General features: G+C 72.8%; 19 protein-coding genes and 1 pseudogene. 11 read left to right on the top strand and 9 right to left on the bottom strand.

Annotated elements, in window-relative coordinates; translation table 11 throughout:
• Positions 1-128 precede the first annotated feature (128 nt).
• Together ACIQIB_RS13725 and ACIQIB_RS13720 are read right to left on the bottom strand one after the other, a co-directional pair.
• Entirely contained in the window at positions 129-890 is a 762-nt protein-coding gene (locus tag ACIQIB_RS13725) for a YcnI family protein (RefSeq protein WP_400654261.1), read from the bottom strand.
• 178 nt (positions 891-1068) lie between these two features.
• Positions 1069-1908 (bottom strand): hypothetical protein, encoded by an 840-nt coding sequence (locus ACIQIB_RS13720; protein WP_400757966.1) that lies wholly within the window; start codon positions 1906-1908, stop codon positions 1069-1071.
• Between the two features lie 228 nt (positions 1909-2136).
• On the opposite strand from ACIQIB_RS13720, the gene ACIQIB_RS13715 reads away from it, so the two are divergent.
• Positions 2137-2820, top strand: coding sequence for an ATP-binding protein (locus ACIQIB_RS13715; RefSeq protein WP_400654265.1), 684 nt, complete (start codon positions 2137-2139; stop codon positions 2818-2820).
• Positions 2821-2887: 67 nt separating this feature from the next.
• On the opposite strand, the gene ACIQIB_RS13710 is transcribed toward ACIQIB_RS13715, so the two are convergent.
• Positions 2888-3796: an LPXTG cell wall anchor domain-containing protein gene (locus ACIQIB_RS13710; RefSeq protein ID WP_400757964.1), complete on the bottom strand. Its 909-nt coding sequence runs from the start codon at positions 3794-3796 to the stop codon at positions 2888-2890.
• Positions 3797-3910: 114 nt separating this feature from the next.
• On the opposite strand from ACIQIB_RS13710, the gene ACIQIB_RS13705 reads away from it, so the two are divergent.
• Positions 3911-4141 (top strand): hypothetical protein, encoded by a 231-nt coding sequence (locus ACIQIB_RS13705; RefSeq protein WP_363605282.1) that lies wholly within the window; start codon positions 3911-3913, stop codon positions 4139-4141.
• A 28-nt stretch (positions 4142-4169) separates the two neighbouring features.
• Positions 4170-5585: an amidase gene (locus ACIQIB_RS13700; protein WP_400757962.1), complete on the top strand. Its 1416-nt coding sequence runs from the start codon at positions 4170-4172 to the stop codon at positions 5583-5585.
• Here ACIQIB_RS13700 and ACIQIB_RS13695 read toward each other — a convergent pair.
• On the bottom strand, positions 5570-6235 hold the full coding sequence (locus ACIQIB_RS13695; protein ID WP_363605284.1) for a TetR/AcrR family transcriptional regulator: 666 nt from the start codon (positions 6233-6235) through the stop codon (positions 5570-5572). The genes ACIQIB_RS13700 and ACIQIB_RS13695 overlap by 16 nt on opposite strands.
• A 185-nt stretch (positions 6236-6420) precedes the next feature.
• On the opposite strand from ACIQIB_RS13695, the gene ACIQIB_RS13690 reads away from it, so the two are divergent.
• From ACIQIB_RS13690 to ACIQIB_RS13680, 3 genes are all read left to right on the top strand, one after another.
• Positions 6421-7287, top strand: coding sequence for an alpha/beta hydrolase (locus ACIQIB_RS13690; protein WP_400757960.1), 867 nt, complete (start codon positions 6421-6423; stop codon positions 7285-7287).
• Complete coding sequence (locus ACIQIB_RS13685; protein ID WP_400757958.1) at positions 7284-7907, top strand: TIGR03086 family metal-binding protein; 624 nt, start codon at positions 7284-7286, stop codon at positions 7905-7907. The genes ACIQIB_RS13690 and ACIQIB_RS13685 overlap by 4 nt, the downstream gene beginning before the upstream one ends.
• Positions 7908-8253: 346 nt before the next feature.
• Positions 8254-9075, top strand: coding sequence for an integrase (locus tag ACIQIB_RS13680; protein ID WP_400757956.1), 822 nt, complete (start codon positions 8254-8256; stop codon positions 9073-9075).
• A 42-nt stretch (positions 9076-9117) separates the two neighbouring features.
• Here ACIQIB_RS13680 and ACIQIB_RS13675 read toward each other — a convergent pair.
• Positions 9118-9792, bottom strand: a pseudogene (locus tag ACIQIB_RS13675) (pirin family protein); the annotation flags it as partial.
• Between the two features lie 14 nt (positions 9793-9806).
• Here ACIQIB_RS13675 and ACIQIB_RS13670 point away from each other — a divergent pair.
• Positions 9807-11522: a recombinase family protein gene (locus tag ACIQIB_RS13670; RefSeq protein WP_400757954.1), complete on the top strand. Its 1716-nt coding sequence runs from the start codon at positions 9807-9809 to the stop codon at positions 11520-11522.
• 264 nt (positions 11523-11786) lie between these two features.
• On the opposite strand, the gene ACIQIB_RS13665 is transcribed toward ACIQIB_RS13670, so the two are convergent.
• The 3 genes from ACIQIB_RS13665 to ACIQIB_RS13655 form a co-directional block, all read right to left on the bottom strand.
• Entirely contained in the window at positions 11787-12395 is a 609-nt protein-coding gene (locus tag ACIQIB_RS13665; protein WP_363605290.1) for an excalibur calcium-binding domain-containing protein, read from the bottom strand.
• 105 nt (positions 12396-12500) lie between these two features.
• Complete coding sequence (locus tag ACIQIB_RS13660; protein WP_363605291.1) at positions 12501-13196, bottom strand: hypothetical protein; 696 nt, start codon at positions 13194-13196, stop codon at positions 12501-12503.
• Between the two features lie 554 nt (positions 13197-13750).
• A complete protein-coding gene (locus ACIQIB_RS13655; RefSeq protein WP_400757951.1) occupies positions 13751-14308 on the bottom strand; it encodes a helix-turn-helix domain-containing protein in 558 nt (185 codons plus the stop codon).
• Positions 14309-14549: 241 nt separating this feature from the next.
• Between ACIQIB_RS13655 and ACIQIB_RS13650 the strand changes: the two genes are divergently transcribed.
• The 4 genes from ACIQIB_RS13650 to ACIQIB_RS13635 all read left to right on the top strand — a co-directional run bounded on the left by ACIQIB_RS13650 (position 14550) and on the right by ACIQIB_RS13635 (position 19705).
• The gene (locus ACIQIB_RS13650) at positions 14550-15485 is read left to right on the top strand and encodes a DUF2637 domain-containing protein (RefSeq protein ID WP_363605293.1); all 936 of its coding nucleotides are present in this window, start codon (positions 14550-14552) and stop codon (positions 15483-15485) included.
• Between the two features lie 427 nt (positions 15486-15912).
• The gene (locus ACIQIB_RS13645; protein ID WP_363605294.1) at positions 15913-16476 is read left to right on the top strand and encodes a plasmid mobilization protein; all 564 of its coding nucleotides are present in this window, start codon (positions 15913-15915) and stop codon (positions 16474-16476) included.
• Positions 16473-18242 (top strand): relaxase/mobilization nuclease domain-containing protein, encoded by a 1770-nt coding sequence (locus ACIQIB_RS13640; RefSeq protein ID WP_363605295.1) that lies wholly within the window; start codon positions 16473-16475, stop codon positions 18240-18242. Before ACIQIB_RS13645 ends, ACIQIB_RS13640 begins: the two co-directional genes overlap by 4 nt.
• 512 nt (positions 18243-18754) lie before the next feature.
• Entirely contained in the window at positions 18755-19705 is a 951-nt protein-coding gene (locus tag ACIQIB_RS13635; RefSeq protein WP_363605296.1) for a hypothetical protein, read from the top strand.
• 26 nt (positions 19706-19731) lie between these two features.
• Here ACIQIB_RS13635 and ACIQIB_RS13630 read toward each other — a convergent pair whose 3' ends face one another.
• Positions 19732-20094: a hypothetical protein gene (locus ACIQIB_RS13630; protein ID WP_363605298.1), complete on the bottom strand. Its 363-nt coding sequence runs from the start codon at positions 20092-20094 to the stop codon at positions 19732-19734.
• Position 20095 lies beyond the last annotated feature (1 nt).

The following is a 20095-nucleotide window of genomic DNA, read 5'->3' as shown; positions in this document are numbered from 1 at the left end:
CGGGGGGGGGGGCTGGGGGGGGGGGGGGGGGGGGGGGGGGGGGGGGGGGGTGGGGTGTCCCGCGGGGGGGGGGGGGGCCCCGGGGGGGGCGGCCCGGGGGGGGGGGCCCGCCCCCGCCGGTGCGAGGGTCAGGAGGCGGCGCTGCCGTCCTTGCGGCGCAGGCCGAGGATGCCGAACGCGGCGCCGATCACGCCGACCACGATGCCGACCACGCCGAGCACCCGGGCGGTGGAGTCGCTGCTCTTGGCGGTGGAGCCGGAGGCCTCCGAGGAGGTGCTGCCGCCGTTCATGCCGTGGCTGTCGGCCGCGGCCGGGGCGGCGGTGACGCCGTGGTCGTCACCGCCGGTGGCCTTGGTCAGCTTGAGCACGGGGGCGGGCTTGGCGGGCTCGGGCTGGCCGTCCTTCGCCTCGTCGATCCAGCGGACGATGTCGCCGTTGTCGTAGCTCTGCAGGGCCTTGAAGGTCAGCGTGTCGGTGTCGGTCGGCAGCGGGCCGAGCGAGACGCGGAACTCCTGGAACTGGCCGGGGGCGATCTTGATGCCCGCGTCGGCGGTCCAGGTGATCTTGGAGATGGCCTCGTTGACGTCGCTGCCGTGCACCTTGATCGGCTTGTCGAGCTTGGACTTCTCGACGGTGGTGGTCCACCCCGGCAGCGGGAGGGTCCGGACGGAGGCCAGCGGGTGGTCCAGCGGGAGGTTGATCTCCAGCTTCACGGTGCCGGCGGTGTCGCTCTCGTTCGGCACCCGGAAGTCGACGGCCGTGTAACCGCCCTGCTCGGCGCTGCCCGGGTTGACGGTGACGTGGGCGAAGGCGGGGCCGGCCAGCACCACGACGGAGGTCGCGGCGGCGAGGGCGACGGCGGCGATACGGCGGGTGGGAAGGGAACGCATGATGGGGGGCTCCGTTCGGAGGCTCGGCGGGCAGGCCCGCTCCCGGGCACGGACGAACCGTGTCTCGGCGGGGCCGCGCGGCGGGGGGACGTGGGGGGCCGCAGGCCCGGGTGGGGCGGTTACGGCTCGGCTGATGCGTAGCCCGGAGCCCGGTACGGACGGGGGTACCGAGGTCGGGTCAGTACGCGAGCGCGCCGAGCGGAGGGCCGCGCCGCACCACGCTGTGCCGCAGCGCGGCACCGGCCGGCGGCGGGTTCTCCCCGCCCCGTGCGCCGTACCGGCGGGCCGGGCCGCCTGAGGTGCCGATCAGCCCGCGCAGCAGCTCCGCGACCAGCGCGAACGCCGTCCGCAGCGGCGTCGCCCAGTGCTCCCGGGCGGCCTCGGCGGTGATCCGGAGCAGCCGCCAGAGCGCCGCCTCGCCGCGCCGCAGCCACCAGCCGGCCACCAGGGCGGCGGCCAGGTGGGCGGCGAGCATCGACGAGGTCATGCCGAACACGCCGCCCTGCCACCAGGGCACGACGGCGTACGCCTGCGGGTCCAGGCCCGCGCTGGAGACCAGCTGTTCGACGGAGGGGTTGCCGGGCAGGCCGGTCAGTGTGCCGGGGCGGGCCTCGTTGCAGATCAGCCGGCCGGCCACCTGCGGCAGGGTCAGCGGCCCGGAGCCGCCGTGCTGCATCCCCGCCATGGCACCGGCCGCCGTGCCGGCGTGGCCGCCGAAGGCGTGGAAGAGGCCGTGCAGGCCGAGCTGGCCCGCACCGAGCGCACCGGCGATGGCGGTGAGCGAACGCTCCCGCCCGCCGAGGGCCACGGCGAGCACCAGGACCACCGCGAAGCCCGTCGCGAGCGCGGGCAGGGCGACGTTCCCGCCGCCGGCCAGCGCGTGCCCGCCTGCCGCTATCAAGGTGCAGACCAGCGCGAACGGCACCGCCCGGGCAAGCCGCAGATCCCAGGCGGCGGCCCCCACCGGCGCATCCGGTGCGGGGGCGCCCGGGAGCGGGGCGGCGGCGAGGGCAGTCATGGCCGGGCCATCATCTCATCGCCTGCCTCGCCCCCGTGGGCAGGGTGGGAAATCCCTACGAATGCCCCGTTCGGTCCCGCGTGCACGCCCCCGCGTGCGCCGCTCGGCACAGACCACGGCGGCAGTCCATCCGCCGAACGGGCGGTAGCGGACCTTCGGCACGGTTCACCACCGGAACGCCCGGAGATACCTAGTTGTATGTGGAGCCGCAGCCAGGAGGGACTTCCCGTGGACATCTGGTGGACTCTGCACCTCAAACGCGACCCGGCCAGCGTGCCGCTGGCGCGGCGGATACTGCTGGGCGCCATGGCGGCGGCGGGCGTCGATCCGCAGATCGCCCAGGACCTCGGGGTCGCGCTCAGCGAGGCCTGCGCCAACGCCGTCGAGCACGGGGCCGGCGGCCGACCGGGCGAGGGCTTCCAGGTGACCGCCTCGATCGGCGGCGACCGCCTGCGGATCGAGGTGACCGACTCCGGCCCCGGCCTGCCCGCCTCGGCCCTGCCGCCGTCCCTGCCGGCCTTGCCGCCCCTGCCGTCCGCAGTGCTGTCCGCGCCGCCGTCGCGCCGGCCGACCGCTCCGCCGTCCCGCCCGGCCGCGCACCGGCACAGCCGTCGGGGCCGCGCCGCCGTCCCGGCCCGCGTCCTCACCGGCCACCGCGTCCGCCACGCCGACCGCCCCTACGACACCCATGTCCTGCCGTCCTGCGGACCGGCCGACGCGGTGCCCGGCCTCCGCCCGGTCGACCTCGACACCCTCCCCGACCTCACCGCCGAGTCCGGCCGCGGCCTCTTCCTCATCCACGCCCTCACCGACCACGTCCAGCTCCGCAACCACCCCCTCCGCGGCGCGATCGTGAGCTTCGACAAGATTCTCCGGTGGCCGGACGACACCCTGCTCCGGTCGGTGTCGTAGCGCGGCTCCGTCCCGGCCGGTCCGCGCGGGCGGCGCCGGGGTCAGGCGCCGGGGTCAGGCGCCGGGGTCAGACCTCGGTGCGGGGGCGGCGGCGGGCGAGGAACAGCAGGGCGGCGCCGAGGGCGAGGGCGGCGGCGCCGGTGAGGGCGATCGGGCGGGTGCCGGTGCCGGCGCCGGTGTCGGCGAGGTGGGCGGCCGGGGGCGTGGTGGCCGGGCCGGTGGACGCCGGGGTGGTGGCCCCGGTGGCGGGGGCGCGGTCGGCGACCGTGAGGGTGCCGGTGGCGGAGCCGGTCAGCTGGGGGCAGGTGTACTTGCGGGCCGGGGCGGAGCCGGACGGCAGGGGCTCGGTGAGCGCGGCGAAGGCGAAGCGGTACTGACCGAGCGGGGCCTTCGGGCCGGCGGCGATCCGCAGCTGGAGGGTGAGCTTCTCGCCCCGGGCGAGCTGGAACGTGCCGGTGTCCAGCGGCTTGCCGGTGAGCCGGACGGGCTTCCAGTCGGAGCCGGGTGCGCGCAGCCGGAGGTCGAAGGAGTCGGCCGGCACCGTGCCGGCGTCGCCCTGGGCGGTGAGCGTCAGGGTGGTGGCGAGCTGTCCGATCGTCGCCGTGCTGCTGTTCTCGAACACCGCGGTGATCTCCTGGGCCTCCCCGCCCGGGACGAGGACACCGGCCGGTCCGGTGACGGTGGCCGGCATCGGGGACTGCGTCACGCCTTCCGGGCAGCCCGGGATGGTGGAGGGTGAGCCGGGCGACTGCGTGGCCGTGGTCGTGGCAGTGGCAGTGGCAGTGGCGGACGGACCGGCGGTCGCGGTCGCCGACGGGCTCGCGGTGGCCGACGGACCGGCGGTGGCCGTGGCGGTGGCGGTGGGGTTCGGCGAGGCGTCGGCGGCCAGGGCGGTCGCCGTGCCGGTGGCCGTCGCGCCGACGGTGAGCACGAGCAGCGTGGACGCGGCCAGCAGGCGGGAGGTGCGCACGGTCATCGCTCCAACGGTGGGTTCGGTGGACGGTCTTCGGGTCGGAAGACCACCGAGAGGCGCGAACGGTTGTCCGCACCCCCGGTTGCCGGTGCCGCACGGCCGCCGGACGATGGGGGAATGATGCACCAGATGCGAGCCGAGTACGGCGCCGACGGCCCGGCCGCCGGGGTGCGGCTCTGGCACATGGTCCGTGCGTCCGAGAGCGTGGCGATGTGCGGCCGGGAGCTCGATCCGGACGCGCCCGTGCGGGAGCCGGCGGACTGGGGGAAGACCCCCGAGCTCTGCTGCCACACCTGCGGCGCGTACTTCCTGCGCGAGACGCCGTATCTGGCCACCGAGCACCCGTGACGCACCGGCCGGGTCTACCGTGACCGGTATGGACGTGATCGGCAGGCAGACGCCCCTGGTCCGGCCCCGGTCACTGGTCCGGGAGGCCGCCGGGCTGCGGGCCGGCGACCCGGACCTGGCGGTCCACGTCGACCGGCTCTGCGCCCGGATCGAGCGGGTGGACCCGCTGGTCCGGGCGTTCCTGCCGGAGTCCGGGCGGCTCCACCGGCTGCGCGCCGAGGCCCGCGCGCTCGCCGCCCGCCACCCCGACCCGGCGACCGCGCCGCCGCTGTACGGCGTGGCGGTCGGCGTCAAGGACATCGTCCATGTGAACGGCCTGCCCACGCACGCCGGTTCGGCGCTGCCGCCGGGCGTGCTGGCCGGGCCGCAGGCCGCGGTGGTGGACCGGCTGCGGGCGGCCGGGGCGCTGGTCGCGGGCAAGACGGTCACCGCCGAGTTCGCGGCCAGCGCCCCCGGTCCGACCCGCAACCCGCACGACCTGGGGCACACCCCGGGCGGGTCCAGCAGCGGTTCGGCGGCGGCGGTCGCGGCCGGGCTGGTGCCGCTGGCGATCGGCACCCAGACCGTCGGCTCGGTGATCCGGCCCGCCGCCTACTGCGGGGTGGTGGGTTTCCGGCCGACGTACGGGCGGATCCCGATGGACGGGGTGATCCCGAACGCGCCGAGCTTCGACACCCTCGGCCTCTTCACCGCCGACCTGGCGGGCGCGGTGCTGGCCGCGCCGCTGCTCTGCGACGACTGGCGGGCCGACGGCTGGCCGGTCGACGACTGCCAGGCCGACGGCAACGGGCTTGCCGGCGAAGGCCGGTGGACGGGCGAGGGGGCCGCGCCGCCGGTGCTGGGGGTGCCCGTCGGACCGTACCTGGAGGCGGCCCGGCCGGAGGCGCTGAAGGCCTTCGCGGAGCAGCTGGAGCTGCTGGCCGCCGCAGAGCTGACGGTGCATCAGGTGGATCTGCTGCCGGACATCGCGGAGTTGACCCGGCAGTTGCAGACGGTCAACCGCTTCGAGCTGGCCCGTAGCCATGCCGACTGGTTCACCCGATTCGGCGGCCTCTACCGGCCGGAGACGGTGGCGGGCATCCGGCACGGCCAGAGCGTCGCGCCGGAGGACCACGAGGCGGCGCTGCGCGCCCGTGAGCACTTCCGCGACCGGATCGCCGAGGAGACCGGGCGGGCCGGGGTGGACCTCTGGCTGGCGCCCTCCGCCACCGGGCCGGCGCCGCCCGGGCTGGACAGCACCGGCGACGCCGTGATGTCGCTGCCCTGGAGCTACGCCGGGCTGCCCGCGCTCAGCCTGCCCGCCGGGCCGGCGGCCGGCGGTCTGCCGCTCGGCCTCCAGGTGGTCGGCGCGGCCGGCGCCGACGAGCGGCTGCTGGCCCAGGCGGCCGTGCTGGAACGGGCGTTGGGCCGGGTCCGGGGGGTCTCGGGTCAGGGCGTCCGGTAGGCGTCGCCCTGAGCGAGCACGGGTGTCGCCGGGTCGGTGGCGTCCGCCCGGAGCAGGCGCAGGGCGGCCAGGGCGGCCCGGTCGTACGGCGTCGCCTCGTCGAACAGCACGGCCTGTGAGTTGGCCGTCTCCAGGACGGCGACGAGACAGAACGCCAGCCCCTCCAGGTCGGCGTCGGCCCGCAGTTCGCCGGTCGCGCGGGCCTCCGCCAGGGTACTGAGTACCAGGGCGTGCCACTCCCGCGCGCAGGCGGCGAGGGCGTCGCGCACCGGGCCGGGGCGGGCGTCGTATTCGGCGGTCACCTCGAAGAAGAAGCAGCCGCCGGGGAAGACCCTGGCCCGCGAGTACGCCAGCCAGCCCTCGCAGAGCCGGCGGGCCCGGTCGAGCCCGGGAGGGAGGTCCGCCACGGGCGTGATCACGGCGTCCGAGAAGATCCGCCGGGCGGCCCGGACGGTGGCCAGTTGCAGCTCCTCCTTGGAGCCGAAGCCGGCGAACACCCCGCTCTTGCTCAGTCCGAGGTCGGTGGCGAGCCGGCCGATCGACAGCGCGTCCAGACCCTCGACGGAGGCGATCTCGACCGCGCGGCGCAGTACCGTCCGGCGGGTCTCCTCGCCGCGCAGGACCCGTCCGTCCGTGGTCGAACCGGCCACCGTCCACCTCGGTCTCTCGTCGTGTTCCGTGCCGCCAGGGTAGCGGGGCGCCCGTGCCGCCCGGCCCGGAAGAGCGGAGGAAGGGCCGGGGGCGGCCCTGAAAATGTACGAACGGTCGTGCTAATATCCTCGCGAGTTCGGCCCCCGCACCCAGGCACGCCCGTCAGACCCGACAGGGAGACCCCATGGACCCGGCCGTCGCACTGATCCGCACCACGCTCAACACCACCTCGCTGCTCGCTCCCCGGCTGGCCGGGCGCGGCGCGTTCGAGCTGTTCCGGCACCCGGTCCGGCGCGGCCGGCTGCGCGAACGCGAACGCGACGTCCACCGGCAGGCCGCCACCGAGCGGCTCACCGTCAACGGCAAGCGCGTGGTCGTCTACCGCTGGGGCGACGGCACCCGGCCCGTCCTGCTGATGCACGGCTGGCAGTCCCGGGCCTCCCGCTTCGCGGCCTACGTCCCGCGGCTGCGGGCGCTCGGCCTGAGCCCGGTCGGCTTCGACGCCCCCGGGCACGGCGAATCCGGCGGCCGCGCCACCACGGTGCTGGAGTACCGCGAGATCGCCGGGCGGCTCCAGGAGCGGTACGGCGACTTCGAGGCCGTCGTCGCGCACTCGCTCGGCGTCGCCGCCGCCTTTCTCTCGCTGCGCGAGGGCCTGCGGGCCGGGCGGCTGGTCGCGCTCTCCGGGGTCAGCGAGTTCTCCGGCCTGCCCGCCGCCTTCTGTGCCGGCCTCGGGCTGAACGCCCGGATCGCACGGGATCTGCGGCGCCGGGTCGGCGGGGAGATGTTCGCGGGCGTCGACGACGTCTGGGAGTACTTCGACGCCGCCCGCCGGCCCGAGCAGATCGGGCTGCCGATCCTGGTGGTGCACGACGAGGGCGACGGCGTGGTCGGCCTGGACCACGCCCACCGGCTGAAGGCCGCCTACGGCGACCGGCTCGAACTGCTGGTCACCCGGGGGCTGGGCCACCGCAGGATCGTCGCCGAACCCGCCGTCGTCGACAACGCCGTCGGCTTCCTGGCGGCGCACCAGGAGGTGGCATCCGCATGAAGGTGCTCGAACTGCACGCCCGTTCCCTGGAGTTGGCCGCCGAGGTGGTCGACGCCGTCCGGCCGGACCGGTTGGCGCTGCCGACGCCCTGCGCGGGCTGGACACTGGGCCGGCTGCTGGCGCACGCGGTCGGCCAGCACCGGGGCTTCGCCGCGGCGGCGCGCGGTGCCGGCCCGGACCTCGCGCTCTGGGCGGACGCGGAGCTCGGGGGTGACCCGGCGGGCGCGTTCCGGCTCTCGGCGGACGAGCTGGTGGCCGCGTTCGCCGGGGCGGCCTCGGCCGGACGGGAGTTGTGGCTGCCCGAGATCCGGGCCGGCGGCACCTTCCCGCTGCGGCAGGCGGCCGGCTTCCAGTTGCTCGACACGCTGGTGCACGGCTGGGACGTCGCGGCCGCCCTGGGGGCGCCGTCGGGTCTGGTGGCGGCGGTGGAGGCCGACCGTCCGCTGGCCGCGGCCCTGGTGGCGGTGGCGGAGCTGGTCCCGGCCGAGCCGCAGGACCGGGGGCCGGGGCGGGCGTTCCGCGAGCGGCGCGAACCGGGCGGGCCCGCCGGGTCCGCCGGGCCGTTCGGCCGAGTGCTCGCGCTGCTCGGACGGGACCCGGGCTGGATGCCCGCGGCCTGAGCGCCTGCGCGGGTGTTTTCAGCGGTCGTCGCGCCGCTCGTCGGGAAAGCGGGGCCCGCCGATCAGGAACAGCAGCGCGGCGGTCGGAAAGCCGGTCGAGGCGGCCAGCAACACGATGAACTGCCAGACCATCCCGTGCTCCTCGTCAGTCCCGGGCCGCCGGAACCCCCGAAGGAGATCCCAAACCTGACAGGCCCTGATCGGCCGAATTGTCCACTCGATATCCGACGGTATGGCCGAATCACCCCGGCTGCCACCGGACGCCGGGCGGCCAGTGCCCCGTCGTCGGCGCCACACCGGTGGAGCGGTCCGGGCACGGGCGGCGGACGGCGGCCACACTGTCGGGATGCAGGTACAGCTCGCAGGGGAAGCACAGCGGCCGGACCGGGAGAACGAGGACTTCGCGGCGGTCTCGCCGGAGGCGTTCGTCCTGCTCGACGGTTCGAGCACGCCGCCCGGCCTGGAATCCGGCTGCCGCCACGGCACCGCCTGGTACGTCCGCCGGCTGGGGGTGCATCTGCTGGCCCGGCTCACCGACCGCGCGGACCGTTCGATCGCCGAGTGCCTGGCCGACGCCATCGTGGAGACGGCCGCGCTGCACGGCGGCCGCTGCGACCTCGCCCACCCCAACACGCCCGCGGCCATGGTGGTCGCGGCCCGGCGGCACGGCGCCTCGCTGGAGTACCTGGTGCTCGGGGACTCCCTGCTGGTGCTGGAGCCCAAGGACGGCCCGCCGAAGGTGATCGGCGACAACCAGCGCTTCCCGGACGGCGAGGAGCTGCGCCGGCAGGTCTGGTCCGCCGTTCCCGGCTCGGTCGAGCGCGCCGCGCTGCACCTGGAGTACGCGCTGGCCGTCCGGGCCGTGCGGAACACCGGCGACGGTCCGTGGATCGCGGCGGCCGGCCCGAAGGCCGCCCAGCACGCCGAGACCGGCTTCGTCGGCCTGGACCGACTGCACGCGGTGGCCGCGCTGACCGACGGAGCCGCGCGCTACACCGAGCGCTTCGGCCTCGGCGGGTGGGCGGACGTGCTGCGGCTGCTCGCCGAGTCGGGCCCGGCCGAGCTGATCGCCCGGGTGCGGGCGGTCGAACGGTCCGACGCCGCCTGCGAGCGCTGGCCGCGCGGCAAGACGCACGACGACGCCTCGGCCCTGTTCGCCGTGCTCTGAGGCCTCAGGGCTTGGGCGTACAGGGCCGGGGGAGGTGCCGGGTCAGTCGACCGGGTGGCCGAACGAGCCGGACTGGAAGTCCCGCATGGCCTGCTCCAGTTCGCGGTGGCTGTTCATCACGAACGGTCCGTACCAGGCGACCGGCTCCCGGATCGGCTGCCCGCCCAGGACGATCACGTCCAGGTTGGGGTGCCGGGAGTCCTGCTTGGCGTCGGCGGAGATGGTCAGGGTGTCGCCCTCGCCGAACACCGCGGCCTGCCCGGTGTGGACCGGCCGGCCCTCGGCGCCGACCGTGCCGTCGCCGTTCAGCACGTACACCAGCGCGTTGAAGTCGGGCCGCCACGGGAGGGTGACCTGCGCGCCCGGGGTGATGCTGGCGTGCAGCAGGGTGATCGGGGTGTGGGTGGCGCCCGGACCCTGGTGGCCGTCCAGCTCACCGGCGATCAGCCGGAGGATCGCGCCGCCGTCCGGGGTGGAGAGCAGCTTGACGTGCCCGCCGTGGATGTCCTGGTAGCGCGGTGCGGTCATCTTGTCGGACGCCGGGAGGTTGACCCAGAGCTGGATGCCGTGGAACAGGCCGCCGGTCAGCACCAGCGACTCCGGCGGGGTCTCGATGTGCAGGATGCCGGAGCCGGCCGTCATCCACTGGGTGTCGCCGCCGCCGAGGTGGCCGCCGCCGCCGTGCGAGTCCTTGTGGATGAACTCGCCGTCGATCAGCCGTCATCTCCGGTATGGACGTTCACGCCGGCGTCTACGCCCGTCAGTCCGACGCGCGGGAGAACGGGAGCGAGACGTCCACCACGACCCAGCGCGAGAAGGGCTTCGAGGAGGCCCGGAAGCGTAACTCCGTGTCCATCAGCTACTTCGAGGACCTCGGGATCTCCGCCTTCACCGGTGTGGAGCGACCGGACTTCGAGAAGCTGTTGAAGGCGTGCCGAGAAGGCCGGATCAACCTGCTGATCGTCTACTACATCAGTCGGCTGTCCCGCCTCGACCCGCTCGACGCGATCCCGATCGTCGTGGAGTTGCTGAACCTCGGCGTGACCATCGTCAGCGTCACCGAGGGTGAGTTCCGCAAAGGCAACATGGTGGATTTGATCCACATCTTCATGCGGCTCGACCAGTCCCACAACGAGAGCAAGAACAAGAGCATGGCCGTCAGCGGGGCCAAGGCCACCGCGCGCGAACTCGGCGGCTACCTCGGGGGCAAGGCCCCGTACGGGTTCGAGCTGAAGGCCGTGACCGTGTTCACGGCGGACGGCAAGCCGATCGTCATTCAGACCCTGGTGCACACCGCGGACGAGCCCGAGGTCATCCGTGGCTGGTGGGCGACGATCAAGCGGCACAAGGACGAGCCCTACGACCCCAAGCGGCGGAGGCACCCCGGATCGCTGGGCGGGATCGTCAACAGCATGAACAACGAGGACATCGTGCCTACGCGAGGGGCGACGCACGGGAAGCTGACCAAGGACAGCGCCTGGGACACCAAGACCGTCAAGCGCATCCTGCGTGACCCCCGGATAGCCGGGTTCGCCGCCGTGCCGGTGTACAAGGTCGCGGAGAACGGCAAGGTGACGAGCCAGATCGAGAGTTACCGCATCCTGCGCGACCCCGAGACGATGCTTCCGCTCCGGATCTACGACCCGATCATCCCGTCGGAGGAGTGGTACGAGTTGCAGGAGTGGCTCGACAGCCGAGGGCGTGGAAAGGGCCTGTCACGAGGTCAAGCCCTGTTGTCCGCCATGGACCGGCTGTTCTGCGAGTGCGGAGCGGTGAAGACCTCGCACGCGGACTCCAACGCGATCAAGCGGTCGTACCGGTGTCGTCGCCGCAAGATCCTTCCGGGGCAGCACGCCGGCGACTGCACCATCAGCCAGGCTGCTCTGGACGACCACGTGGTGAGGAGCGTCTTCGCGCTGCTGCGCGAGGTCGAGCACGATCACGAGGCGCTGGCCGTGCTGGCGGAGGCCACCCGTCGATTCGGCGTCGCCAACGAGAAGCCAGAGCGGGTCCGGGAGCGGTCGATGCTGGTCGCGGAGCGGGCCGACGCTGCGCGGGCGCTCGAGGAGCTGTACGACGACCGCAAGGCAGGTGGCTACCGGGGCGACATCGGCCGGCGTCGGTTCCTCAGCGAGGAGTCCGCACTGCTGGCCCTGTTGGAGGCGGCGGAAGAACGAATCGCGGTGCTGCAGGAGGCCATCACGCCGGTGATCCCCATCGCCGAGTGGCTGCCGCAGGACACATCGGCGGACCCGATCGGCCCGGGCTCCTGGTGGCACGGCGCGGACATTGCCGAGCGCCGGAAGTTCATCAAGTTGTTCGTGGACCGGATCACCGTCTTCAAGTCCAAGGAGCGTGGCGGACGGGCACCTGTCCAGGAGCGGGTGAAGATCGAGTTCGCCAAGCGGAACGAGTCGGCCGACGAGAGCAGCGGCCGGAAGCTGTAGCAGTCGACACAGAACAGGCCGTGCCCCCGAACGGAGATGTTCGGGGGCACGGCCATGTCTTGCGACCGGCTGAGATCCAGCCAGGGTGCCCGGGCGCCAGCCCTGCCAGCCGGCGATTTCCGCGCCCACGGTGGGGCGGTAGGGCACCACGGTGGGCGCACCTTGCCCATCATGGCGCGCGCGTTGGGCCTTCTATCCCTGGCTCAGCTCGTCTAGGAGGCTGGACGCGGACCAGCGGGTGGGAGTGCCGGTGGCGATCAGTGGCTACTTCTCGCAGGCGATCCCGTCGCCGTCCCGGTCCAGTGCGGGGCGGTAGCCCGGCTGTCCCCGGTAGATCGGAGCGGCGCCGGCAGCCTTTGCTTCCGTGCAGTTCTTGTAGTAGGCCGCCGGCGGCGCTGCAGTGGGCTCGGACTTGGGGGCGGTCTCGGGTGCCGGAGTCACAGCGGGTCGCGGAGCCTCGGCGACGGCCGGTGCCGTGGGGTGGGGCTGAGCCGGAGCCGGGTTCTCTTGAGCCGGGGCCGGGTTCTCCTGGGTGGGGATGGGCAACGGCTCGGGCGGTGCGGTGGTGGGCTCGGCCGTGGGGCTGGGGCTGTCGCTGGGAGTCGCCTCCGGACTGCTGCTCGGCGGGGCGGTGGTGATGACGGGGGCCGGGGTGTCCTTCTTGGCCGGGCCGGTGATCGTCCCAATCCAGAAGAGCGACATGAACACGCACCACACGGTGAGCAGCACCTTGGCGACGACGTGCACGCGGCGCGACCGCCACGTCATCACGGCGGCGATCGGGGGAAGGAAGATCAGCAGAGCGATCCGTACCAGTCGGTTCCTCGGGGTGCGCTGATGGGGATGAGCGGACGGCGGCTGGTACGGCTGCACTGCGGATCCTCTGGTTTTGTGGAGATACGGTGATCGCATTCTCCCGTATCGACACGACCAGGCGGTCGCAGCAGCACACCAGGTCGACTCCCACGCCGTGGGGCCCTACTGAGCAGAGGGCCGCACGACTGTCAGCCGAGGTGTCCGAAAAGAAAGCTCGATGCCGCCGGTGGCCGGAACAGTGATCAGTTCGAGAGCCAGTTCACAGCGGGTTTCGCCCACAGCCTCAGCGAGCTGGGCACGGACCTCGGCCGCCGAGTCGGCGAACAACCGCGAAGGTGACCGGAACTCGAACCGACCGAGGTACCGGTGCCCGGCGAGCCGGAAGCTCACCGTGGTGTCCGGTTGAGGGGCTTGCAGGGCCTTGGCGAGCGCGGCTCGTTCGTCTGGTGCAGTAGGGCAGCCACACACCGTTCCGTGCCGGTCGGAGGGAGACAAGAATCGCTCCCCGTCGCAGTGGTGGATCAGCCCCTTCGGGCCCCACAGCCGGAACTGGGTCGTGACGGAGTCCGCGCTGTCGAGAACGATCGGCAGCACGGGCGAAGTAGTGATTAGGTCGGCGAGGGCGCCGTCAGTCATCGGCACACCGCCGAAGGCGCGGGCGACCGCCTCGGCGATCTCCTCCGTGGTGTCCGTCAGGCGCCAATTCGGCAGTGACTCGGGCCGGTTGCCGACCCGTCGACCAGTGTGGAACTGCCCAGCAGGTGGAGGGGTGGCTACAGCGCATTGCTCGCGTGCGCCGTGAACCGGTGCGGACGGGATGGTGACGTGGGGATTCCGCGCTACGGCGGTGATGGGCATGGGTCTCCTGTCCGGGGTCGGTTCCCTGGCGGGCAGCGCGAAGGGGCCGATGACGATGTGGGTGGTGTTGGGGTGGTGTTCGCTCCAAGCCGGGAGCGGAGAGACGCGCCGGCTGCTGGGCGTCGTCGTGAAGCCGGACCACGCGACAGACGTCGGGTGCGGCGGAAAAGCTGCGTCGTAGAGCGGGCAGAGTGGAGTCCTGTGCGCGCAGGCGGCGGCTGGGGAGGACCGTCAGACCGGTCTGGGCGCTCCGAGGGCGAAGGCCGAAGAGGCCGGCCGTGGTGAAGGCCTGGTCGCCGTGCGGGGAGCGGTGGTGGTGCGGCGCTTGGTGGGCGGCACGCGGTTCCTTCCTCGGTGGCTGGTGGGCTGCAACCCTGCACCGGGGTCGATCGTCGTGGATGGGCGGTTCGTGCGGTCGGTGGCCGCGTGGGGTGTGACGTTAGCTCTGCTTCCCGGCCGCGCCAAGTGGCGCTTCCGTGGTGCAGTGGGGACTGTAGACGGGGTCCGGCTCGCTCCGAAGAACGATCATGGTCGCGTCGTGGATCGGCCGGTGACTACTCCTGCGCGGCGGCGTCCGACGGCTTCTCGGCCTGCTGGAAGGCCGGGTAGCGCAGGAAGACCATGGGGCTCTCGCGGACGGGGCCGCGGCGGCGGTTCTCCTCGGCGATGGCGCGGGCGATGCGGTCGTTCAGCTCCTGGGCGTGCTGGGGGAGCATCGCGTTGTACTGGTCGACGGCCTTGAACACCGAGCTGGTGCTCTGCATGAGGTCGAGCAGGAAGCGGTATCTGGCGACCACCTCAGTGGTGAGCTGGGTGATGTGCTTGTCGGAGGAGGACTCGGGCGGGCCGAGGAATTCCTCCAGCGGCAGGTCGAAGACCTTGGCGAAGCCGATCGCCTCGTCGAGGTTGATCCGGCGGCGGGGCTCGCCGCTCTCGATCCGCCAGACGGAGGACTGGTTCATCGGGTAGCCGGCAGCAGTCATCCGCTTCGCGAGTTCGCCCGTGCTCCACCCCAGGTACTCGCGCTCCAGGCGGACCCGTTCGGCGGCGTGTTCCTCGCTCAGCGAGGGCGGCGGCGGTGGGCTTTCCGGAGTGGCCGGCTGCTCGGACATTCGATTCACCTCGCATCGATGAGTGATGGCATTTGCATGAGAGCGAGGTCGACTATAGGGTGATCCGCATAGGATCGCAAGTCGATGCAAAGTGCATCGCCTGGGGTCTCTGCTCGCGGAGACGGCGAAGGCCCCCGGCGCTACCAACGCCGAGGGCCTGAAAGGTCCCCAAAACCGCCCATCCACGACGATCGACCCCGGTGCAGGGTTGCAGCCCGAGCGCACCGAGGAAGGAACCCGCGTGCTCCAGCGTACGGTGTTGCCCACCGCCGACGCAGCCGTCCGGCTCAGCCCCCTTGTTGTCTCCCGTCCCCGTGCCACCTTCTGGGACCGCCTCGCCGTCGCCTTGATCGGCCTGGCCGGCTTCGCCCTGTCCTTCGACGCCCTCCAGCAGATGGCCGTCGCGATCCACGTACGCGGACCGCTGACGTACGTCTTCCCGTTCACCCTCGACGGCTTCATCGCCTACGGCGTGCGCGCCCTGCTCGTTCTGCGCGCCGCTCCCTGGACCGCCCGGGCCTACGCCTGGCTGCTGTTCGCCGGAGCGACGGCGGCGAGCGTGTGGGCGAACGCCCTGCACGCGGTCCGGCTCAACCACGTGCTCGACGACGGCGGCCAGCTCCGGCTCGGGGACGCTGCGGTCGGCGTGCTCGCCACGCTCTCGCCGATAGCCCTCGGCGGGGCGGTCCACCTCTACATCCTCATCGCCCGGCACATCCCGGACGGTCCGGTTGCTGATGGCGGACCGTCCGGCGGGACTTCTGCCGACCCCCTGCCGCCGGCCGTCGATGAGCCGGACGGTCCGGTCGTGACCGGACCGGGTTCGGCGCCACGTGATGCCGACGGCCAGCCGTCCGCCGGGACGGACGGTCTCCAGGCGGAGGGGGCGGCGGAACTGCCTGGCCCCGAGAAGCCGGCGGACGGTCACCGTTCGGACGACGGCGAGGAGGTCCGGACGCGGCGGACCGGGCGGCCTCCGGGTGCGTCGATGGACCGGCTGCTGGAGGTCAGCCGTCCGGCGGTCCGGGCGCACGGGCGTCCCAGCCGTCCGGTCGTCGAGCGCGCGGTCCGCGAGGCCAACCTGCCGCTCGGCAGTACGCGCTTCACGGCTTTGATGGACGAACTCCGCAAGGAGTTCCCCGACGATCAGGTCCGCCAGCACCCGCCGGTCGACTGACCGGACGGTGGTGACCGACCGGCCCGGTCCGGTCGGTCACCACGACTTCTGCCGATGCGCGGAAGTCTCCCCGCTCGCCGGTTCCGCCTGCGGTCGATTCCTGACCGGACGGGACCGGCCGCTCTCCCGTCGACCGCGCGGTTCCCGATACCGAGGGGCCGCCAGCCCCTACCAACGATGTTCGGCACCGCCAAGCCGGAACCTGCGCGGATACTGCCTCCGCTTCCCACACACCCCCGTACCCGAGGACCATCCCCTGACCGACATCCGACCCACAGCGTGTCCGCACCCGGCAGGCGCCATCGACTCCGTCGACCGCAACGAGGCCGACCGCCCGCAGGCCGACAGCGGAGCAAGCAAGTGGCTGCGCCCGTCCTACGGACGGTCGCAGCCGGAGGCCCCCGCCCAAGGGGGCGAGGGCCGACCGGTGTTGCCGCGCGCGAGGGCGCACGCGGCAACACCGACCCAGTACTGCGAGGGCGCGGCACAGGGAGAGGAGAAGCCCGACACCCTCGCAGCATCGCCCGCTGCCCCGCGCCCGCTGCGCGCTACCGAGATCGCCGCGAAGCGTCGAAAGCCCAAGCGCCGTACGCGCGATGCCGCGAACCTGAAGAACGCCAAGATCACGGTCCGCTTCAACCCCGACGAAGCCGCGGTCCTCCGCCAGCATGCTGGCGAGCGGGGCATCTCGGTCTCCGCCTACATCGCCCGCAAGGCCCTGGCCGAAGACGGCAGCCTCGCCGACTCCCAAGACGAGCAGCTGGACGCGGCGATCGACGAGCTGGCCGAGACCCGTAAGCAGCTCGCGGGCATGGCCCGGAACATCAACCAGATCGCGCACCAGGGCCACATGGGTATCGCCCCGGAACCCGGTCCGGTCCGCGACGTCTTCATCGCCGGGACGGTGCTGTCCGTCGCGGTGCGCGAAGCGGTGGCGGACATCGACCGTACGGGGATGCGGCTGGCGAAGGCGAAGGCCGGTCGCAGTTGATCAGCAAGCCGGTTCGTGGCAGCAACACCCTTGGCGCGCTGCAGTACCTGTACGGGCCGGGTAAGACCTACGAGCACACCGACCCGCACATCGTCGCGTCCTGGGACGGCTTCGCGCCGGACCCGGGGCGCGACCCGGCGGCGACCCTGGAACAGCTGAGGGATGCCCTCGACCTCCACGTCGTCCGCTACCAGGCGAAGAGGAAGTTCGAGAAGCACGTCTACCACCGACCGGTCCGCGCTGCCCCCATCGACCGGATCCTGACCGACGAGGAATGGGGCGACATCGCCCGCCGGGTCGTGGCCGCCGCCGGCATCGCCCCCGATGGCGACGAAGACGGTTGCCGCTGGGTGGCCGTTCGCCATGCCGACGACCACATCCACATCCTGGCCACGATGATCCGCGCCGACCTCACCCAGGCCGAAATCTGGGGAGACCAGTACCGCGTCGAGGACGAACTCACCAAGATCGAGCGCCAGTACGGGCTCAAGGACCTCTCCGACACCCGGACCCGCGAGTACCGGAACGCGATCCCCAAGCGTGCCAAGGGCGCCGAACTGCGCAAGGCCCAGCGCCTCGGCCGGGAAGGCACCGACCGTGACCGCCTGCGTACCGCCGTCCGCCAGGCGCTTGCCGGGGCCGCGGACGAGGAGGAGTTCACCGCTCGGCTCGCCGCGAAGGGCGTGCTCCTCGGCGTGCGCCGGGCGCCGTCCGGCGACGTGACCGGCTACAAGTTCGCGCTCACCGCCGACGACGAGACTGAGCCGCTCTGGTTCTCGGGGAGCAAGCTCGCCTCCGACCTCACCCAACCCAAGATCCGCGCCCGCTTCACCGCCGGCATCGACCAGCCCACCCACCCCGCGCCCGAAAGCACCACCCGGACCGCCATCGGCCGCCATCGGGCCAGCACCACTGTCGAACTCGCCTACCCGGCCTTCGATGACGAGCACGATGCCGCCCGCGCAGAGGCGGTGATCCGAGGCGGCCTCGAAGTCCTCGACACGCTCGCCGCCACCAGCCCGACCCTCAGCAGGAAGGAGATCAACCAGGCCGCACGGGCCCTGGAGTACACCCGCATCGCCCACACCCGCGCAGCCGACACCGACCTGCGCACGATGCGCTCCGCCGCCCGCGAAATCCTCTACGCCGGCCCCAGCACCGGCCGCGGCGAGGACGGCACGGCCGCCGCCACGATCCTCTCCAGCCTCGTGCTGCTCGTGATCGTGATCGCCAAGTGGCATGCCGCCCAAGGCCACCGGCACCAAGCCGAAGCCGCCCACGCCGCAGCAGGACACCTGCGCGCCGCCTACTTCCGGCACGCGGCCAAGTCGATCGCCCACCTGACCCTCGAAGGCCGGCTCCTCCCGAAGACCGCCCAAGACCGGCAGGCCGACGCCATCCGCCGCACCCTGCCCGCCGACCAGGCAACCCGCCTGCTCGCCGAGGACAACTGGGCAGCCCTCGCCGCCACCCTCGCCCAGGCCGAAGCGGCCGGCCACGACCCGACCGTCCTGCTCACCCACGCGGCCGGACGACGCGAACTGGCCACTGCGGACTCGCCCGCCGCCGTGCTCACCTGGCGCATCCGCCGCGACGCGGGCCTACCCGCTCCGGCGCTGGCAGCCCCCCAGGACGAACTGCGCACCCGCGCAGCCCTGTCCAGGACCTCCACCCGTCGCACCATCGACCCCGCAGCGGGCACAACCGGCCCACCGCCCACGCCACCGGCGCCGCCAGTGTCCGGGCCGTATCGCCCCAAGCGGTAATCGCCACTTACCAGGCCGGGGTGGGAGCGATCCCACCCCGGCCTGGCGGGCCCGAGCATTGCGCCGTCCTCCATGAAGACCCAGACCGCTTGTCCGGTGCCGTCGTTCGCCGAGTGAACGGGTGTGCTGTTCTCTCGATGAACGGCCGCCGTGTTCACCGGGCGAATCGATAGTTCTGTTCAGAGTCCGAACGACGGGGCTGTTCAGTTTCTGAACGGTCGCCCTGTTCAGAAACTGAACAGTGGCTTCTCGGTAAACGTCCATACCCGTGGAACACTCCGGGGTCCTTACCGTCGAACCGTGAGATGGCGGGCGGTGGGAACACCAACTGGACTTTCACCTTTGCCGTTTGGAGATCGAGTTGAGCCGGATCGAGTGTGATGCTGATCGCTCGCCGATCGTGTCGATCTTCGAACGGCGTGTGTGCTACGTTCCGTGGTCCAATCGAAAATAGGCGACCCCGGCAGCGCGCCAACGCTCCGGGGTCCGGCAACAGGAGTCTCAACCTCCCGATGCGCGTCCATCGTAGCGCCCACGTGCGCAACTTCACCGTGCTGCCCAACGCCGTCCTGCAGTACCGACGGCTCTCCTACACCGCCCGCGGCCTGCTCGCGGACCTCCTCTCCCGGCCCGACGGCTGGCGCGAGGACGGTCGGCACATGGCCGACACCAGCCCCCAGGGACGCGGCGCGATCCGCAAGGCTCTGAAGGAGCTGACCGACGCCGGCTTCTACCGGGTCGAGAAGATCCGCATGGCCGACGGCACGATCATCACCGAGACCCACGTCTACGACACCCCGCAGCTCGCGGTGCCGGGTGCCACCCGTCCGGTCGCCGGTGAAGCGACCACCGGCGGTGCTGACGCCCTTGTAAAGGACCTGGTGAAAGAACCCACCCTCCCTGCCGACCGCGTCGACGGCCAGGTGGCCGACGACGCAGTGGAGGAACCGGGCGGGCGGGAGGATGAGCGGCAGGAAGCCGATGAGGCTGCCCCGCTGCCGGACGAGCAGGTCCGTGCGGCGGTTGCCATGCTCTTCCGGGCAATCCGCCCCGAACCGCGCCTGCGCCTCGGTGAGGCCGAGGCCCGGAAGCTCGCCCCGCTGGTCGCCCAGTGGCTGGAGCGCGGCGCGAGCGACGCTGACCTCGCCCAGGCTCTGCTGCCTGGCCTTCCCATCCCGCTTCACTCGGCAGCATCGGTGGTCCGCTACCGCCTGGAGCACAAGATGCCGCCTGTTCCAGCCCCTGCCCGCCCCACAGCGGCCCGCTACGCCGAGTGCGCTATCTGCCACGACCCCGTGCCGCAACCGGGCATCTGCCGCCCGTGCGCCGGCCTCGGCGAGCGCAAGCCCACTGTCGGGGGAGGGGAAGCGGTCGCCCGTGGCGGAGCGGCCCGTGCCCGGGCGGCTCTGCGGGCTACCCGACCGATCGGGCTGGGCCTCGGCACGCTGGTCCCGGTCGGCTGACCGGCGCGTCCGTCCGGCGGCAGGCGCTACCGGGGGATCAGCGACCAGCGCGAACGGCGGTGCCGCCCCGGGCGCCTTGTAGCTGCCCGGGAGCCTCCGCCCTGCGGGGTGGGCTGGGTCGAGCAGGGCGGCTCGTCGTTGAGCAGGATCGAGCGCCAGACCCGTTCCTGGAGTTCGCGGATGCAGGGTTCGCAGGCGTACATGGGTGCCTGGGCGCCGGCGACGTGAGCGGGGCCGATCCACAGGACACGGGTCCACTGCTGGCCGCAGTACAGCCAGCAGAAGCCGTCGACCCAGGTGTTGCCGTCGTCGGTCGCGGGCGGGTCGGGTACGTCGCCGCGGGCGAACCCGGCGATGCCGGGGATCACGATGTGTGGCTCGGGCAGCATG

It is taken from the genome of Kitasatospora sp. NPDC092286 (assembly GCF_044755565.1).
In the GTDB taxonomy this organism is placed as follows: Bacteria; Actinomycetota; Actinomycetes; order Streptomycetales; family Streptomycetaceae; genus Kitasatospora.
Note: the sequence above shows the minus strand (reverse complement) of the source record. Positions and strands in the feature narration are given on the sequence as shown.

Excerpts from the sequence above, each read along its gene's own strand:
- ACIQIB_RS13660 (WP_363605291.1), bottom strand. The coding sequence starts at position 13,196 with ATGCCCATCACCGCCGTAGCGCGGAATCCCCACGTCACCATCCCGTCC.
- ACIQIB_RS13655 (WP_400757951.1), bottom strand. The coding sequence starts at position 14,308 with ATGTCCGAGCAGCCGGCCACTCCGGAAAGCCCACCGCCGCCGCCCTCG.
- ACIQIB_RS13700 (WP_400757962.1), top strand. The coding sequence starts at position 4,170 with ATGGACGTGATCGGCAGGCAGACGCCCCTGGTCCGGCCCCGGTCACTG.
- ACIQIB_RS13720 (WP_400757966.1), bottom strand. The coding sequence starts at position 1,908 with ATGACTGCCCTCGCCGCCGCCCCGCTCCCGGGCGCCCCCGCACCGGAT.
- ACIQIB_RS13670 (WP_400757954.1), top strand. The coding sequence starts at position 9,807 with ATGGACGTTCACGCCGGCGTCTACGCCCGTCAGTCCGACGCGCGGGAG.
- ACIQIB_RS13710 (WP_400757964.1), bottom strand. The coding sequence starts at position 3,796 with ATGACCGTGCGCACCTCCCGCCTGCTGGCCGCGTCCACGCTGCTCGTG.
- ACIQIB_RS13690 (WP_400757960.1), top strand. The coding sequence starts at position 6,421 with ATGGACCCGGCCGTCGCACTGATCCGCACCACGCTCAACACCACCTCG.
- ACIQIB_RS13680 (WP_400757956.1), top strand. The coding sequence starts at position 8,254 with ATGCAGGTACAGCTCGCAGGGGAAGCACAGCGGCCGGACCGGGAGAAC.
- ACIQIB_RS13635 (WP_363605296.1), top strand. The coding sequence starts at position 18,755 with ATGCGCGTCCATCGTAGCGCCCACGTGCGCAACTTCACCGTGCTGCCC.
- ACIQIB_RS13685 (WP_400757958.1), top strand. The coding sequence starts at position 7,284 with ATGAAGGTGCTCGAACTGCACGCCCGTTCCCTGGAGTTGGCCGCCGAG.
- ACIQIB_RS13630 (WP_363605298.1), bottom strand. The coding sequence starts at position 20,094 with ATGCTGCCCGAGCCACACATCGTGATCCCCGGCATCGCCGGGTTCGCC.
- ACIQIB_RS13725 (WP_400654261.1), bottom strand. The coding sequence starts at position 890 with ATGCGTTCCCTTCCCACCCGCCGTATCGCCGCCGTCGCCCTCGCCGCC.
- ACIQIB_RS13705 (WP_363605282.1), top strand. The coding sequence starts at position 3,911 with ATGATGCACCAGATGCGAGCCGAGTACGGCGCCGACGGCCCGGCCGCC.